Annotated in this window: 16 protein-coding genes and 1 other RNA gene; 9 read left to right on the top strand and 8 right to left on the bottom strand. The window is 60.6% G+C overall.

The window, feature by feature from the left end:
- The first annotated feature begins 1 nt into the window (after position 1).
- Genes K3166_RS09650 through K3166_RS09640 form a run of 3 tightly spaced genes read left to right on the top strand, consistent with a single transcriptional unit; the run spans position 2 to position 2925 of the window.
- Positions 2 to 1144 (top strand): acyl-CoA dehydrogenase family protein, encoded by a 1143-nt coding sequence (locus K3166_RS09650; protein WP_221422044.1) that lies wholly within the window; start codon positions 2 to 4, stop codon positions 1142 to 1144.
- A 10-nt stretch (positions 1145 to 1154) separates the two neighbouring features.
- Positions 1155 to 1895, top strand: a complete 741-nt coding sequence (locus K3166_RS09645) for an SDR family NAD(P)-dependent oxidoreductase (RefSeq protein WP_221422043.1) — start codon at positions 1155 to 1157, stop codon at positions 1893 to 1895.
- A 4-nt stretch (positions 1896 to 1899) separates the two neighbouring features.
- Complete coding sequence (locus K3166_RS09640; RefSeq protein WP_221422042.1) at positions 1900 to 2925, top strand: aldo/keto reductase; 1026 nt, start codon at positions 1900 to 1902, stop codon at positions 2923 to 2925.
- 107 nt (positions 2926 to 3032) lie between these two features.
- On the opposite strand, the gene K3166_RS09635 is transcribed toward K3166_RS09640, so the two are convergent.
- From K3166_RS09635 to mtgA, 5 genes are all read right to left on the bottom strand, one after another.
- Complete coding sequence (locus K3166_RS09635; RefSeq protein ID WP_221422041.1) at positions 3033 to 3602, bottom strand: fasciclin domain-containing protein; 570 nt, start codon at positions 3600 to 3602, stop codon at positions 3033 to 3035.
- Positions 3603 to 3684: 82 nt separating this feature from the next.
- Positions 3685 to 4398 carry an anti-sigma factor gene (locus K3166_RS09630; RefSeq protein WP_221422040.1) on the bottom strand — a complete coding sequence of 238 codons (714 nt, stop codon included), beginning with the start codon at positions 4396 to 4398 and terminating at the stop codon, positions 3685 to 3687.
- The gene (locus tag K3166_RS09625) at positions 4395 to 4964 is read right to left on the bottom strand and encodes a sigma-70 family RNA polymerase sigma factor (RefSeq protein ID WP_221422039.1); all 570 of its coding nucleotides are present in this window, start codon (positions 4962 to 4964) and stop codon (positions 4395 to 4397) included. Before K3166_RS09625 ends, K3166_RS09630 begins: the two co-directional genes overlap by 4 nt.
- A complete protein-coding gene (locus tag K3166_RS09620; RefSeq protein WP_221422038.1) occupies positions 4964 to 5884 on the bottom strand; it encodes a cation diffusion facilitator family transporter in 921 nt (306 codons plus the stop codon). Before K3166_RS09620 ends, K3166_RS09625 begins: the two co-directional genes overlap by 1 nt.
- Before the next feature lie 183 nt (positions 5885 to 6067).
- Positions 6068 to 6736 (bottom strand): monofunctional biosynthetic peptidoglycan transglycosylase, encoded by a 669-nt coding sequence (gene mtgA, locus K3166_RS09615; protein WP_221422037.1) that lies wholly within the window; start codon positions 6734 to 6736, stop codon positions 6068 to 6070.
- Between the two features lie 93 nt (positions 6737 to 6829).
- On the opposite strand from mtgA, the gene K3166_RS09610 reads away from it, so the two are divergent.
- A complete protein-coding gene (locus tag K3166_RS09610) occupies positions 6830 to 8170 on the top strand; it encodes an amidohydrolase (RefSeq protein WP_247714599.1) in 1341 nt (446 codons plus the stop codon).
- Between the two features lie 71 nt (positions 8171 to 8241).
- Here the strand turns inward: K3166_RS09610 and rpoH are convergent, their stop codons facing one another.
- Together rpoH and K3166_RS09600 are read right to left on the bottom strand one after the other, a co-directional pair.
- A complete protein-coding gene (gene rpoH / locus K3166_RS09605) occupies positions 8242 to 9201 on the bottom strand; it encodes an RNA polymerase sigma factor RpoH (RefSeq protein WP_425594561.1) in 960 nt (319 codons plus the stop codon).
- Positions 9202 to 9270: 69 nt separating this feature from the next.
- The gene (locus tag K3166_RS09600; RefSeq protein ID WP_221422035.1) at positions 9271 to 10215 is read right to left on the bottom strand and encodes an RluA family pseudouridine synthase; all 945 of its coding nucleotides are present in this window, start codon (positions 10213 to 10215) and stop codon (positions 9271 to 9273) included.
- Positions 10216 to 10231: 16 nt separating this feature from the next.
- Between K3166_RS09600 and K3166_RS09595 the strand changes: the two genes are divergently transcribed.
- The 4 genes from K3166_RS09595 (at position 10232) to rnpB (ending at position 12570) form a co-directional block, all read left to right on the top strand.
- Positions 10232 to 10627 carry a M67 family metallopeptidase gene (locus K3166_RS09595; protein ID WP_221422034.1) on the top strand — a complete coding sequence of 132 codons (396 nt, stop codon included), beginning with the start codon at positions 10232 to 10234 and terminating at the stop codon, positions 10625 to 10627.
- A 36-nt stretch (positions 10628 to 10663) separates the two neighbouring features.
- A complete protein-coding gene (locus K3166_RS09590) occupies positions 10664 to 11323 on the top strand; it encodes a histidine phosphotransferase family protein (protein ID WP_221422033.1) in 660 nt (219 codons plus the stop codon).
- Positions 11324 to 11430: 107 nt separating this feature from the next.
- Positions 11431 to 12069: an N-acetylmuramoyl-L-alanine amidase gene (locus K3166_RS09585; RefSeq protein ID WP_221424053.1), complete on the top strand. Its 639-nt coding sequence runs from the start codon at positions 11431 to 11433 to the stop codon at positions 12067 to 12069.
- A gap of 96 nt (positions 12070 to 12165) precedes the next feature.
- Positions 12166 to 12570: RNase P RNA component class A (gene rnpB / locus K3166_RS09580), an RNA gene on the top strand.
- Positions 12571 to 12579: 9 nt separating this feature from the next.
- Here rnpB and K3166_RS09575 read toward each other — a convergent pair.
- Positions 12580 to 13380: a metallophosphoesterase family protein gene (locus tag K3166_RS09575; protein WP_221422032.1), complete on the bottom strand. Its 801-nt coding sequence runs from the start codon at positions 13378 to 13380 to the stop codon at positions 12580 to 12582.
- A gap of 269 nt (positions 13381 to 13649) precedes the next feature.
- On the opposite strand from K3166_RS09575, the gene K3166_RS09570 reads away from it, so the two are divergent.
- The gene (locus K3166_RS09570; protein WP_221422031.1) at positions 13650 to 14429 is read left to right on the top strand and encodes a TorF family putative porin; all 780 of its coding nucleotides are present in this window, start codon (positions 13650 to 13652) and stop codon (positions 14427 to 14429) included.
- Positions 14430 to 14487: the final 58 nt, after the last annotated feature.

The following is a 14487-nucleotide window of genomic DNA, read 5'->3' as shown; positions in this document are numbered from 1 at the left end:
GATGCTCGATACAAGCAAGCGCTTCGCCTATAACGATGACCATGAGGCTTTTCGCGGCACAGTGCGCAAGGTCTTCGCCGAACACATGACCCCGTTCCTCGACCAGCACGAGGAAGAAGGAATTGTCGGCCGCGAAGCGTGGAAGGCGCTGGGCGAGGCGGGAATGCTCTGCCCCACCGTGGCTGAGGAGAATGGCGGCCTTGGCCTCGATTTCGGGTTCAACTGCGTCATTGCTGAAGAGCTGTCGTACCTCGGCTCATCTGCCGGTTTCACTTTGCAGAACGACATTACCGTCAATTATTTCGAACGGCTCGGTACGGACGAGCAGAAGGCGAAATACCTGCCCGGCATGGTGTCCGGCGACATTATCACCGCCATCGCCATGACCGAACCGGGCGCAGGGTCCGACCTTCAGGGCGTGCGTACGACCGCGGTGCTCGACGGCGACGAATGGGTGATCAACGGGTCGAAGACCTACATCACCAACGGCCAGAACGCTGATTGCGTAATCGTCGTGTGCAAGACTGATCCGACCCAGGGCGCCAAGGGAACCAGTCTCATCCTCGTGGATGCCGGCACCCCCGGGTTCGAGCGCGGACGCAATCTCGACAAGATCGGCCAGCACGCGGCTGACACGTCGGAATTGTTCTTCAGCGATTGCCGTGTGCCCAAGGATAACCTGCTCGGCGGGGAAGGGCGGGGCTTTATCCACTTGATGGAAGAGCTGCCGCAAGAGCGCCTGTCGATTGCCGTTGGCGCGCAAGCTGGGGCTCAGCGTGCGTTCGATGAGGCGGTGAAGTTCACGAAGGACCGCAAGGCCTTCGGGCGCACGGTGTTCGAATTCCAGAACACCAAGTTCGTGCTCGCGGACCTCGCTGCCAAGCTGCAGGTCGGCTGGGCGCATCTCGACTGGGCAATCCAGCGCCACCTGAAGGGCGAGCTTACTACGGACGAAGCCAGCGCTGCCAAGCTGTGGCACACGGACCTGCAATGGGAATGCTGTGACCAGTCGCTCCAGCTGCATGGCGGCGCAGGGTATATGAACGAATATCCCATCGCCCGTTTGTGGCGTGATGCCCGCGTCCAGCGCATTTATGGCGGCACGAACGAGATCATGAAGGAAGTCGTCAGCCGCGCGATTTAAGGAGAGAGAAATGACCGATCCGCTCGATTTTTCAGGCAAGACCGTCCTCGTGGTGGGAGGGACCAGCGGGATCGGCAACGGCATCGCTCACGGTTTCCGCGAACATGGCGCAGATGTGCATGTCACGGGCACGCGCGCCAAGGCAGAAGATTACTCGGCAGAGGATGGCAGCGTGATGGAGGGCCTGACCTTCCATTCGCTGGATGTAGCGGACCGGGCAGCAGTCGATGCATTCCCATGGCCTGAGCGGCTCGACGTGGTTGTCCTGTGCCAAGGCATCGCGCGGTATAATCGCGAGGAATTCGGCCGCGAGGGCTGGGACGCCGTCATGGCGGTCAATCTCGACTCGCTGCTCGATTGCGCCAACGCTGTTCGCGGCAAGCTTGCCGAGACGGATGGCTCCATGATCATCATCAGTTCCATCGGCGGCTACCGAGGCCTGATTGGCAACCCTGCCTATGGCGCCAGCAAGGCAGCCGCGATCAGCATGGTCAAATCGCTGGGTGTGGCGTTTGCCGCCGAGGGTATCCGCGTCAACGGTATCGCGCCCGGATATGTCCATACGAAGATCAACGACGCATTCCTTGGCAATGAAAAATTCCGCGATGCCACGATTGCGAGCACTCCGCGCGGGAGGCTGGGCTTGCCGCAGGACATGGCCGGTGTGGCCCTGTTCCTCGCCTCGCCACTGGCCGATTATGTGGTGGGCCAGACGATCAGCGTCGATGGCGGCCTGAGCGTAGGGAATTAAGGCGGTGGAATACATCAATCTTGGCCGTTCCGGCCTCAAGGTCTCGCGTCTGTGCCTTGGCTGCATGAGCTATGGTGATACCTCCCGCGGCTGGCACGGTGACTGGGTGCTGTCCGAAGACGAAAGCCGCCCGTTCATTCGAGAGGCGGTTGAGGCAGGCATCAATTTCTTCGACACGGCGAACATGTATTCGATGGGCGCATCCGAAGAGGTGGTCGGCAAGCTGCTCCCGGAATTCGCTCACCGTGATGAAATCGTGCTAGCGACCAAGGCGTTCCTGCCTTGGCGGCAGGCGCCCAATGCAGGCGGGCTATCCCGCAAGAGCCTGATGCAGGCAATGGATGACAGCCTGACCAGGCTGAACATGGATTATGTCGATCTCTACCAGATCCATCGCTGGGACGAGAGCACTCCGATCGAGGAAACGATGGAGGCGCTGCATGACATCGTGAAGGCCGGCAAGGCCCGTTACATCGGCGCATCCAGCATGGCGGCGTGGCAATTCGCCAAAGCGCAGGAAGTGGCGCGCGCCAATGGCTGGACGCCGTTCATATCGATGCAGAACCACGTGAACCTGCTCTACCGCGAGGAAGAGCGCGAGATGATTCCGCTATGCCGCGATCAGGACGTGGGCATCATCCCGTGGTCACCGCTGGCACGCGGAAAACTGGCGCGGGCGTGGGATGAAAGCACGGTCCGCAGTGAAACCGATGGCTTCGGCAAGATGCTCTACACCCAGAATGTCGATGCTGACCGCGAAGTGGTGGAAGCGGTCGGGGCGATTGCCGAAGATCGCGGCGTCTCGCGCGCAACCGTGGCTCTGGCATGGCATTTTGCCACGCCAGGTATAACTGCGCCAATCATCGGTGCGACCAAGGAAGGCCACATTGGCGCTGCCGTGGATGCGATGACGCTCGGCCTGACGAAGGAAGAGGTCGCGCGGCTGGAAAAGCCCTATCGGCCCAAGACGCCTGTCGGGGTGCAGTCGACCGCGCCGCAGAACTGGTCGCTTACTCTCAAGGCCGAATAGCTTCAGGCGCAAAAAATCCCGCCCGGCGCTTTGCAAAAACCGGGCGGGATCGTGTGGCACCGCTATTCGAGGGGGATGCTCATTGGCAGCGGCGCCGAACCGCGTGATCAACCGGGCAGGAACACACCATCGGTTACATGGATCACGCCGTTTGTGGTCTTGACGTCGGCCTGCGTCACCTTGGTTTCGCGGCCTGCGCCATCGGTGATGACGATCGTTTGGCCGTCGAAGCTTGCCGACAGGGTTTCGCCTGCGACCGTCTCGAATTCATAGCTTCCGCCTGCCTGATTGATTGCGGCGGCAAGCTTGGCTGCCGGAATGCGTCCTGCAACCACGTGGTAGGTCAGAATGGTCTGGAGCTGGCCCTTGTTCTCTTCCATCAGAAGCGTGTCCACCGTGCCGGCTGGCAATGCTGCGAAGGCATCATCGGTCGGCGCGAAAACGGTGAAGGGTCCCGGCGAGGACAAGGTGTCGACAAGGTCTGCGGCCTGTACGGCTGCGACCAAGGTGTTGTGCACTCCGGTGCTTACTGCTGCCTCTACGAGGTTCGGCTGACTCATCTCGGAATGCTTACCGTGATTATGTGCCAGCGCGGGGCTTCCTGCGGCGAGGGCAAAGCCACCCATCGCGAGGATTGATGCGGTAGCGGCAGCCTTAAGCTTGGTCGAAATTGTCATCTTGATTCTCCTGATCAGGCAAGCCCGTCCATCTTGCGTGCAGGAGTTACGGAGCGTGACGCCCCGCGGATGCAAAAAAGATTCAGATTTTTCTGAGCAAGCCTTCTGCCACGACCGGACCGGCATCAAGACCTTCCGGTTTGCCGCCCAAAGGCTCGCGCGTGAGGAGCAGGGGTGAACCATCTGCCACCCGTGATGCTACCGCCGGATCCAGCTTGACGCGGCGCTCTTCGCCCGGAACGACCACGCCCAGCGACATAAGCGGGCTGTCATCACCCGGCACGAGCCACAATTCATGATCGTGCACGCCGTCAGCGGCAATCCCGCTCGCCGAAACGAGCAATTCGCTGCGATCTGGCAGGTAAGTGACGGCAAGCCGCAGGTCGGTGTCGGCAATCGGGATCGAGGCTGCCAGCGGCGCTTGCTCGACCGGTTGAGTGACCGGTGCGGTCTTGAAGGTGAATGCAAACACGGCGATCGCCGCAGCTGCGGCAGCGCTTGCACCGCCGAACCACTGCCAGCGGCGCAGCTTGGTCTTGAGTTCGACGACTTCTGCACTGGGCATCGACACGCCCAGATCGGCCTCGATCCTTTTCCAGACATCTTCGCGCGGAGTGGCAGGCGGGATATTGTCGAGCAGCGGGGCAAGCTGCGACTGCCAGCGTTCCACCATTGCTGCGAATGCCGGATCACTGGCTTCGCGACCACGGGCGGCCATGAGGTCCTCGCCCTCAAGAAAGCCAAGTGCGAATTCCGCGGCGAGAATTTCGTCATCGGGGCGGTCGGTATCGGTCATTCGCCCTTCTCCAGACAGGATTTGAGCCGGGTTAGCGCCCGGCGGATACGGCTTTTCATCGTCCCCAGCGGGGTGCCGGAACTCTCGGCAAGTTCGGCATAGGTGCGGCCTTCGAAGAATGCCGAACGAATGGCGTGGCGCGGTTCTTCGTCCAGCGTCTCGATGCAGGTGTGAACGCGCGCATCGTTTTCGGCGTCGATCATCATCGCATCGGCCAGCGGAGCACTGTCAGCGATCGGCGCGGCTTCTTGTTCGCTGACGCTGCCCTTGCGGACCTTGCCGGTGCGCAGGCGGTCGATTGCTCGGTTACGTGCGAAAGTGGCAAGCCATGCAATCGGGCTGGCCTTCTTCGGGTCATAACGGCCGGCGCGGCGCCATAGGTTGATATATACGTCCTGCAATGCGTCTTCTGCTTCTTTCTCGTCTCCCAAGATACGCAAGCAGATGCCAAATAGCTTCGCGGAGGTGGCGCGATAGATTTCCTCCAGCGCGCCGCGGTCACCGCCGGACAGGCGGGCCATCGCCGCTTTCAAGCGTTCGCGCGCTTCGCTGCTGGCGGGCTTCATCAGCAGTCCGCCTGACCATGATCCGGAGCGGTCTCGATCTGGATGGTCGAGTGGTTGATCCGGTGATCATGCGAGAGGCCGTGAGCCGCTTCGCGCAGGAATGCATCTCCCGGATGGCCGTCCGGCATGACGAGATGTGCAGTCAAAGCCGTCTCCGTGGTCGACATTGGCCATATATGCAGATGGTGCACGCCGCTTACCCCTTTGAGAGAGGAGAGATAGCCGCGGACTGCCTTTTCGGAAATGCCTTTCGGGACTGCGAGCAGGCTCATGGAAACGCTGTCCTTGAGCAGGCCCCAGGTGCCCCAGGCAATGACGAGGACGATTAGCAGGCTGACAGCCGGGTCGATCCATTGCGCGCCTGTAAGGATGATCGCGATACCGGCGAGGACAACCCCGAGACTGACCAGGGCGTCTGCAGCCATGTGCAGGAAGGCGCCCCGGATATTGATGTCGTGCTTGCGCCCGCGCATGAAAAGCATGGCAGTGCCGGCATTGATGGCGATGCCGATACCGGCAACAATCACCATCGTCATGCCTGCTACGGGTGCCGGGTCCGACAGTCGGTGCAGCGTTTCATAGGCGATTGCCCCGATCGCGATGAGAAGCAGCGCTGCATTCGCGAGCGCCGCGAGGATAGTGGAGCTCTTGTATCCATAGGTGAACCGCTCATTCGGTGGGCGCTTGGCAGCGACACTGGCCCCCCATGCGAGCAGTAGGGCGAGGACATCGGACAGATTGTGCCCGGCATCCGCGATCAACGCCATGGACCCGGAAATCCAGCCATAAATGACTTCGATGATGACGAAGCCGGTATTCAGCACGACGCCGATCAGGAATGCATTGCCGAAATCCTTCGGAGCATGGGCGTGTCCATGATCGTGACCGTGATCGCTTTCGTGGCTGTGCCCTAAACCCAAAGTCTGTCGCTCCCCATGCGTATGCGCCTTCCGCCTATCCGTTATCTCATCGTGATCTCAAGAGAAAATACAAATAAAACAGAACGATACGGAATAACACATCTGCAATGTTATAACATTATTTATGGCGCGCAAGAGGGTAAGCGCCTGAGCGCATTCGGGAATTGTCTGAGCAGCGATGGATTAATCGTACACGCAGGCGTCCAGACCATCGCGGCGAACCACGCCAACGCGGGCGGCGATTGTATTGCCGTGCCGACGCAGCCATCCGGATGGATTGGTGACCGAGCGTTTCTGCGGCAACGGCAGTGCAGCTGCCATCCGCGCGGCCTCGAGCGGGGTAAGGCGCGCAGCCGATTTGCCGAAGTACCGCTGTGCCCCGGCTTCGGCGCCGTAGGTCCCGATGCCGGTTTCCGCGACGTTTAAATAAACTTCCATGATCCGCCGCTTGCCCCAGATTTTCTCGATTAGCACGGTGAAATAGGCCTCCAGCCCCTTGCGGAAAAAACCGCCACCCTGCCACAGAAACACGTTCTTGGCCGTTTGCTGGCTGATGGTGGAGCCGCCCCGGATCCGGCCGCCTTTCGAGTTCTGTTCGATCGCCTTTTCGATGGCTTCGCGGTCGAACCCGTCGTGACTGCAGAATTTGCCGTCTTCCGCAGCGATAACCGCGCGGACCATGTTGCGATCAATATCGGAAAGCGGTTCCCAGTCCTTGGTGATGCCGTCGCCGTTCATGATCATCGTTGCAGTCACCGGCACCGGCACGAATTTGAATAGCAGCACCAACGCCAGGCTGAGGCCGAGAAAGCCGATGAGGAACTTGAGCAGGAAACGGACGACCAATCGCATGGCGCGGCTCTACTGCGGTGGTCTCCCGGGTGCAATCGGATGCTTGTCGATTGATACGATGCGTGCTCTTCTTCTCACTAGGCATTCAGGGAGATGGAAATGCTACTCGGAAAATATTGGGCAAGTGCAGCGTCGGTCGCGGTATTGTGGGGCGCAGTGCCCGTAAGCGCTGACACCGGCGAGATCGCGGCGGCGGTGGAGCAGGATTACGCCAATCACCTCGAAGCGCTGTTCGTTCATTTCCACGAAAATCCCGAACTTTCATTCCTTGAAACCAATACGGCCAGGCGCATGGCGGCAGAACTGCGTTCCACCGGAATGGAAGTCACCGAAAACGTCGGCGGGACAGGCGTGGTCGGCATGGTTCGAAACGGACCGGGACCGCTAGTCATGTTGCGCGCCGACATGGACGGCTTGCCGCTACCGGAGAAGTCGGGGCTGCCCTATGCCTCCAGCGCTGTGCAAGTCGCCCAGGATGGCGCTGAATATCCCGTGATGCACGCGTGCGGCCACGATGTGCATATCACCTCGATGGTCGGCACAGCGCGCCAGTTGATGGCAATGAAGGACCAGTGGTCTGGAACGCTCATGTTCGTGGTGCAGCCTGCCGAAGAGCGGGTTGGCGGGGCCGAACTGATGCTCAAGGACGGATTATACGAACGCTTCGGCAAGCCGGATTATGCGCTCGCATTCCATGTCGATGCGGACATTCCGACCGGCAAGGTTTCCGGATCGGAAGGCATTGTCGGATCGAGCGCGGATTCGGTTGATATCGTCGTGCCCGGCATCGGCGCGCACGGTGCATCTCCCCACCAGGGGCGCGATCCTGTCTATATCGGTGCGCAGATCGTGACTGCGCTGCAATCGATCGACAGCCGTGAAATCGGCCCGCTTACGCCGGTCGTGGTGACCGTGGGCGCATTTCATTCGGGGACCAAGCACAACATCATTTCGGACGAGGCGCGCCTCCAGCTTACGGTGCGGGCCAATGATGAGGAAATCCGAGCGCAAACCCACGCCGCGATCGAACGGATCGCGGTCAACATTGGCCGCGCCCACGGGTTGCCCGAAGATCTCCTGCCCCGCGTGACGCGAACCGAAGGCACGCCGGTCACGGCAAACGATTCGGCATTGGCGCGGCGCCTGAACGCCGTAATGATCGACGCATTCGGTGAAGATGGGTTCGAGCCTGCCGTGCAGACCGGGATGGGCGCGGAAGACTTCGCTTATTTCGTGACAAAGGAGCAGGGCGTTCCCGGCTACTATTTCGCGGTCGGCGGCACACCTCCCGAAGATTTTGAGGCTGCGGCGAACGGCGGCCCGCCCGTTCCCAGCCACCATTCCCCGCTGTTCAAGATCGCTCCGAAGGAATCGGTAACGCTGGGCACCCAGGCGATGATCGCCGCCGTGTTGGACCTTGCTCCGGCGCCATAAGCCAGCGACCGACGAAAAAGGCCGCCCGTCCTCATGGACCGGCGGCCTTTATTTCTTGTGGCGGTGTGACGTCAGGCGACGCCCGGCATCAGCCTTTCGCCCGCAATGGCTTTCATCGCCTTCTGCAGCTTCTCGAATGCACGCACTTCGATCTGGCGGATGCGTTCGCGGCTGACGCTGTAGACCTGCGAGAGCTCTTCAAGCGTCTGCGGATTATCCGTCAGGCGGCGTTCGGTGAGAATGTGCTTTTCACGCTCGTTCAGGCTGTCCATCGCATCCACGAGCATTTCGTGGCGGACTTCCTTTTCTTCCGCATCGGCGACGGTTTCATCCTGAAGCGGACGGTCATCCGTCAGCCAGTCGAGCCATTCGCCCGATCCTTCTTCGCCATTGCGCATCGAGACGTTCAGCGAGCCATCGCCGCCCATCATCATCCGGCGGTTCATGTTAATCACTTCCTGCTCGGGCACGCCGAGGTCGGTTGCAATCTTGTTCACATCGTCCGGGTGAAGATCGGTATCCTCGTAAGCATCGAGGTTCTTCTTCATGCGGCGCAAGTTGAAGAACAGCTTCTTCTGCGCAGCGGTGGTGCCCATTTTGACAAGGCTCCACGAACGCAGGATGTATTCCTGGATGCTCGCCTTGATCCACCACATCGCATAGGTCGCAAGACGAAAACCGCGATCGGCTTCGAACTTCTTGACGCCCTGCATCAGGCCAACGTTGCCTTCGGAGATAAGATCGGAAACCGGCAGGCCATAGCCGCGGTAACCCATCGCAATCTTCGAGACGAGGCGCAGGTGCGAGGTAACGAGCTGCGCAGCAGCTTCGGGATCCTCGTGCTCCTCGTAACGCTTGGCGAGCATGTATTCCTGCTCTTGCGTGAGAATCGGGAATTTCTTGATCTCGGATAGATAGCGGTTGAGGCTCTGCTCACCGCCGAGCGCCGGAACGCTCAAAGATTTGGAATTAGTCACTTTAACCCTGACCTTTCTAGCGTCGACCTCTGTTGCCGGACCCCTGATGGGCATCCGGTCTCTCGGGCCACTTGATTACATATACCGGAGTGTGCAGCGAAATGCACTTAGCTTTCGTCGATTTCAACGAGCGGTTTCGTCGATCAGTTCCCGTATATCTGCAGGTAATTCCGCCCTGAAATCCACGGTTTCACCGCTGATAGGATGTCTAAACCCGAGTCTGGCCGCGTGGAGGGCCTGGCGGCGGAAATCCAGCGTGTCGAGAAGGGGCTTGAGTGCCTTTGGCGTGCTTCCGTATATCGGGTCCCCTAATAGCGCATGGCCAATTGACGCACAGTGAACGCGGACCTGGTGAGTGCGCCCGGTTTCGAGCCTGCATTCGATGAGCGCAGCATGGTTCAGGCGCTGGATCGTCTCGTAATGTGTGACGGCAAGCTTGCCTCTCGCCGACTTGTCGGGGAGCACCGCCATCTTCTTGCGGTCCTTGTCGGATCGCCCGATTCGGCCAGAGACGGTCCCAGATGGCGGGTTCGGCTGGCCGCCGCACACGGCGAGATAGCGGCGGGTGATCGAATGATCGGCGAACTGCGCCGCCAGCCCTTCGTGCGCGGCATCGGACTTCGCCACGACCAGCAACCCGCTCGTATCCTTGTCGATCCGGTGAACGATGCCGGGACGCTCAACCCCGTTGATGCCCGATAATTGACCACGGCAATGATGCAGCAGGGCATTCACCAGCGTGCCATCCCGATTGCCGGCTGCAGGGTGAACCACCATTCCGGCTGGCTTGTTGACCACCAGCAGATCGGCGTCCTCGAACACGATATCGAGCGGGATATCCTGCGCGGGAGTGTCGAGCGGCTCGGCCGGAGGCAGGGCTATCCGCCAGTTCTCTTCGCCTTGGACCTTGGCAGAGGGCGATTTTGCGAGCGTTTTGCCGATTGTGACCGCGCCTGCGGCAATCAGGCCCTTGATGCGCTCACGCGACAAACCGCTCGCCTCGGCCAACGCCTTGTCGAGGCGGCCAGGAGCGGTGAGGTTTCCGCTGAGGATTTCGGGCAAAGACATGCTAGAGCCATGGGCGATGACGCTCGAAGTCTCAAGTCAGGTAATGGAAGCCATGATTGCCGAGGCGGCGGCCGTGTACCCGCGCGAATGCTGCGGCATACTGCTGGGCGAGGGGGCGGTCATCACCGCGATACTGCGTGCAGAGAATGTGCACGGCGATCCGGTAAAGCACTTCGAAATCGATCCGCAAGCACTGGTGGATGCCCACCGCGCTGCTCGAGCAGGCGGGCCGCAGGTACTGGGCTATTACCATTCTCACCCCAACGGCCTGGAGCGGCCATCATCGCGCGATCTGGACATGGCGGCGCGCGACGGGGCGGTGTGGGCGATTATCGCGGCGGGCGGAGTGACCTTCTGGCGTCTGGGGGATGCAGGCTTCAGCGCGCTTCCCTATGTGCTTTCACACCGCTAGGGAGGCGGGGAACCATTCGCACCCGACGGGCCACACATGACTGACATCAATCCTACCGACCTTGCGGCAATGCTTTGCTCGCGCTTGTGCCACGATATGCTCAGCCCCGTGGGCGCAATGAGCAACGGGCTGGAATTGCTGGCCATGGAAACCGATCCCGAAATGCGGGAAAGCGTAATGGGCCTGCTCGAGCAGAGCGCGGCAATCTCCACCACCAAGCTGAAGTTCTTCCGCCTCGCCTTCGGCGCAGCCGGCGGGTTTGGCGAACGGGTTGATGTGGAAGAGCCCAAGGCGCTCATCCAGGCCCTGATTGCCGAGAAACCGAATGTCCAAATCAACTGGGCGCTCGAAACCGGGAATTTGGGCAAGCCTGCGGTCAAAGTGCTGCTGAACTTCGCTCAGATCGCTATCGATGCACTTGTTCGCGGCGGCACACTCGATATCGGCGCGGAAATCCGTGACGGTGCGTGCGAAATCGTAGTCCGTGCAGCGGCCGCGAAAATCGCGTTCGACGACGTGATCGGCAAGGCGCTCGAAGGCAGCCTCGATCCTTCCGAGATTACCAGCCGCACCGCAGCCGCGCACATGATCGCGCTGCTGGCTGAACAGTGCGGCGGCGGACTGCAATATGCGCGCACCCAGGATGCGTTGGTGCTTGGCGCAGTGATGCCCGAGGGCGAAGGATTGATCGGTTGAGCTCGGATTTCGGAAAGCTCGGAGACGGTCTCCCGGTCAGCAAGGACGAGCTGGTCGATCGCGAAGTGCTCTCGCCAAATCACGACGAACGCAAACTGCCGATATCCATGCTGGTGATCCATTACACCGAAATGGAAGACAAGGGCTTCGCGATCGAACGTCTATGCGATCCGGAAGCCAAGGTGTCCGCGCATTATCTGATCGGCGAACACGGCGAAGTCGTGCGGCTGGTGCCCGAAGCTAAGCGGGCCTGGCATGCAGGCCTGTCATACTGGCGCGGCCACAAGGACGTGAACTCTGCCAGCATCGGCATCGAGCTTGATCATCCGGGCCACAAATACGGCTACCGCGAATTCAACGAGGCTCAGTTCGAGGCGCTCGTTCCGCTGGTGGCGCGCATCGTGAAGGAATTCGACATTCCGCGCGCCAATGTCGTCGGCCATTCCGACGTCGCCCCGGCGCGCAAGATCGATCCGGGCGAGCTTTTCCCGTGGGACCGCCTTGCCGAATACGGATTGTGCCTCCCACGTCCCAAGAAATTGGAGCGCGGCGATCCGTTCGACAATGATGCCAGCTTCTATCTCGCGCTTGAACGCTTCGGATATGATATTTCCGATGGCCACAAGGCGGTAGAAGCCTTCCAGCGCCGCTGGCGCCCGGAAAAGATCAATGGCCAGATCGATGGCGAGGTTCGCGCGATCCTATTCCAGCTGCTGCTCGACCGTGACCGGGGCCTGACACGCTGAGCGCAGCTGCAAGCTTTCGCGATGAGCTTTCGCGGACGAAATCCTTCAATATCGGCGGCTTCCCAGAGGCCGCTCTTGTGCCTATATGCCATCGTGCCAGGGGGCCGGGCAGCCGCGTGACTTCGGTCGCGAGGAAAGTCCGGGCTCCACGAAACAAGGGTGGCGGGTAACGCCCGCCGTGGGCAACCATAGGGAAAGTGCCGCAGAGAGCAGACCGCCGATGGCCTCCTCGGAGGATCAGGTAAGGGTGAAAGGGTGCGGTAAGAGCGCACCGGGGCGCTGGTAACAGGGCTCGCACGGTAAACCCCACCCGGAGCAAGGCCGAATAGGGGCGGCGCGTCTTCGCAAGAAGGCAGATGTGTTTTGCATCGACCGCCCGGGTTGGCTGCTTGAGCCGCGGAGCGATCCGCGGCCCAGACGAATGGCTGCCACTGCGGATACGGTCCGGTTATCGGATACCGTCTGCAGAGACAGAACCCGGCTTACAGGCCCCCTGGCGCTTTATTGCAATTAGTCGAAGTGGCGGATTTCGATTGTTTCGGAGTCGATCTGCACCGACTGGATCGAACGGCGCCGGTCGCCTTCGAGGACCAGGGCGGTCAGGCGTCCGGTGCGGAACGCGCCGGTGTCGATCCCGACCCGGTCGCCATTGTCTTCGATGTCCTCGAAAATCGTATGGCCATGAACCACGACATGGCTGAGCGGTTCGTCATGGTTGAGGAACCGGTCGCGAATCCACAGCAGATCCTTGCGCTTCTGGTCGTCCATGGCGCGCTTCGGATTGACCCCTGCATGGGCCAGGACATAGTCCCCCACCACGATCAGTTCCTCGAAGCTTTCCATGAAGGTCCGGTCATCCGCGGGGACCTTTTCGGTCATCACTTTCTGCACCTCGTCGAGCTGCATCCGGTTGTATTCCTTGCGCTTCACCCCGTAACTGAGGACCGTTTCGCGGCCGCCGTGGCGCAGGAAGTGGCGCAGGACTTCCTTGTCCTCGAAGCTTTCCAGGAACATCTCTTCGTGATTACCGGCGAGGTAGCGCACGTTCCGCGTATTGCCCCAGTCACGGGCAAGTTTGATCACGCCCGCACTGTCGGGTCCGCGGTCGACCAGATCGCCAAGAAACACGACGGTGGATTGCGCTGCACTGCATTTCGCATCGTCAGCCTCGATCGCTTCCTGCAAGGCTTCGAGGAGGTCGAGGCGCCCGTGAATGTCCCCGATCACATACCAGCGTTCACCATCAGGAACCCGCGCGACGCGCTTGGGCTTGGACGATTTCGAAAACATGTGGCGGAGAGCTTGGATCATGGGTGCAGTCTGTAGGGGGTTGCTTCGTGCGCAAGGCATTTAGGACACCTGCATCTTGCCAGCAAGCGATGAGCATCGCCTGAATATGTTCGCAGTTGCACAATAGCCACGCTTCATACGGCGATAGCGAAAAGTCGCGGTAGCGATCTTGCGCGGCGATGGGGTGTCCTGCAATATCATTGCGATTCGACCGAGGAGCCCTTTCACAATCGGGACCCGTCGGAACGCAGGTGGGACGAAGCACCAAACCGAACGCAAGGAGTTCGACTATGCTCACGTCCTTTCGCGGCCGCCTGGCCGTTTCGCTTGCCGCGCTTGCATGCGGCATTTCCACGCCAGCTTTGGCCCAGACCGTCCTGCCAGCCGAAGAGGTTGAGGATGATGGTACCGATACAGGCGCTTTCACCATTTCGGCCAATGCGTCCGTAACTACGGACTACCGTTTCCGCGGCGTATCGCTTTCGGCTGGCGACCCTGCCATCCAGGGCGGTGTCGATGTCGCACATGACAGCGGATTCTATGTCGGCATGTGGGCATCCTCGATCGAGGGCGGCCCTGCTTATGGCGAGCTGGAATTCGACGTCTACGGCGGCTGGTCCGGTCAACTGACCGACGCGGTCAGCATGGATGTCGGCCTGCTGTATTACGCTTACCCGTCCAATGATCTGGACGTCGATGTCGACTATTGGGAGCCCTATGCTTCGGTCGGCTTTAACCTTGGCCCCGCCGAGGCAACCGTCGGCGCAGCCTATGCTTTCGAACAGGATTCGCTGGGCGGGGATGATAACCTTTATATCTACACCGACCTCAGCACCGGCCTGCCCGGAACACCGCTGACGCTGTCGGGCCATCTTGGCTATACTGACGGTGTTCTCGCACCGCCTTTGCTGGCTGGGGATACGGACGATTCCGGACTGGACTGGTCAATCGGTGCCAGTATGTCGGCCAGCATTCTCGAGGTGGGCATTGCCTATGTCGGGGTCGAAGGGCCTTCCATCGACGGATTTACCGACGACACGATCGTCGCGACAGTAACCGCCAGTTTCTAGAACTCGCTGGCGGCCATCCCGGGGGCGCGTCCTTGTGGCGCGCCCCTTTCCGTTTGGA

Origin of the sequence: Qipengyuania psychrotolerans (assembly GCF_019711355.1) — a bacterium.
Classification (GTDB): Bacteria; Pseudomonadota; Alphaproteobacteria; order Sphingomonadales; family Sphingomonadaceae; genus Qipengyuania; species Qipengyuania psychrotolerans.
The sequence above is the reverse complement of the archived record's forward strand: the minus strand, read 5'-3'. Positions and strand labels throughout refer to the sequence as shown.

Excerpts from the sequence above, each read along its gene's own strand:
- K3166_RS09590 (WP_221422033.1), top strand. The coding sequence starts at position 10,664 with ATGACTGACATCAATCCTACCGACCTTGCGGCAATGCTTTGCTCGCGC.
- mtgA (WP_221422037.1), bottom strand. The coding sequence starts at position 6,736 with ATGCGATTGGTCGTCCGTTTCCTGCTCAAGTTCCTCATCGGCTTTCTC.
- K3166_RS09575 (WP_221422032.1), bottom strand. The coding sequence starts at position 13,380 with ATGATCCAAGCTCTCCGCCACATGTTTTCGAAATCGTCCAAGCCCAAG.
- K3166_RS09635 (WP_221422041.1), bottom strand. The coding sequence starts at position 3,602 with ATGACAATTTCGACCAAGCTTAAGGCTGCCGCTACCGCATCAATCCTC.
- K3166_RS09645 (WP_221422043.1), top strand. The coding sequence starts at position 1,155 with ATGACCGATCCGCTCGATTTTTCAGGCAAGACCGTCCTCGTGGTGGGA.
- K3166_RS09630 (WP_221422040.1), bottom strand. The coding sequence starts at position 4,398 with ATGACCGATACCGACCGCCCCGATGACGAAATTCTCGCCGCGGAATTC.
- K3166_RS09610 (WP_247714599.1), top strand. The coding sequence starts at position 6,830 with ATGGAAATGCTACTCGGAAAATATTGGGCAAGTGCAGCGTCGGTCGCG.
- K3166_RS09625 (WP_221422039.1), bottom strand. The coding sequence starts at position 4,964 with ATGAAGCCCGCCAGCAGCGAAGCGCGCGAACGCTTGAAAGCGGCGATG.
- rpoH (WP_425594561.1), bottom strand. The coding sequence starts at position 9,201 with ATGCCCATCAGGGGTCCGGCAACAGAGGTCGACGCTAGAAAGGTCAGG.
- K3166_RS09600 (WP_221422035.1), bottom strand. The coding sequence starts at position 10,215 with ATGTCTTTGCCCGAAATCCTCAGCGGAAACCTCACCGCTCCTGGCCGC.
- K3166_RS09570 (WP_221422031.1), top strand. The coding sequence starts at position 13,650 with ATGCTCACGTCCTTTCGCGGCCGCCTGGCCGTTTCGCTTGCCGCGCTT.
- K3166_RS09585 (WP_221424053.1), top strand. The coding sequence starts at position 11,431 with ATGCTGGTGATCCATTACACCGAAATGGAAGACAAGGGCTTCGCGATC.
- K3166_RS09650 (WP_221422044.1), top strand. The coding sequence starts at position 2 with ATGCTCGATACAAGCAAGCGCTTCGCCTATAACGATGACCATGAGGCT.
- K3166_RS09595 (WP_221422034.1), top strand. The coding sequence starts at position 10,232 with ATGACGCTCGAAGTCTCAAGTCAGGTAATGGAAGCCATGATTGCCGAG.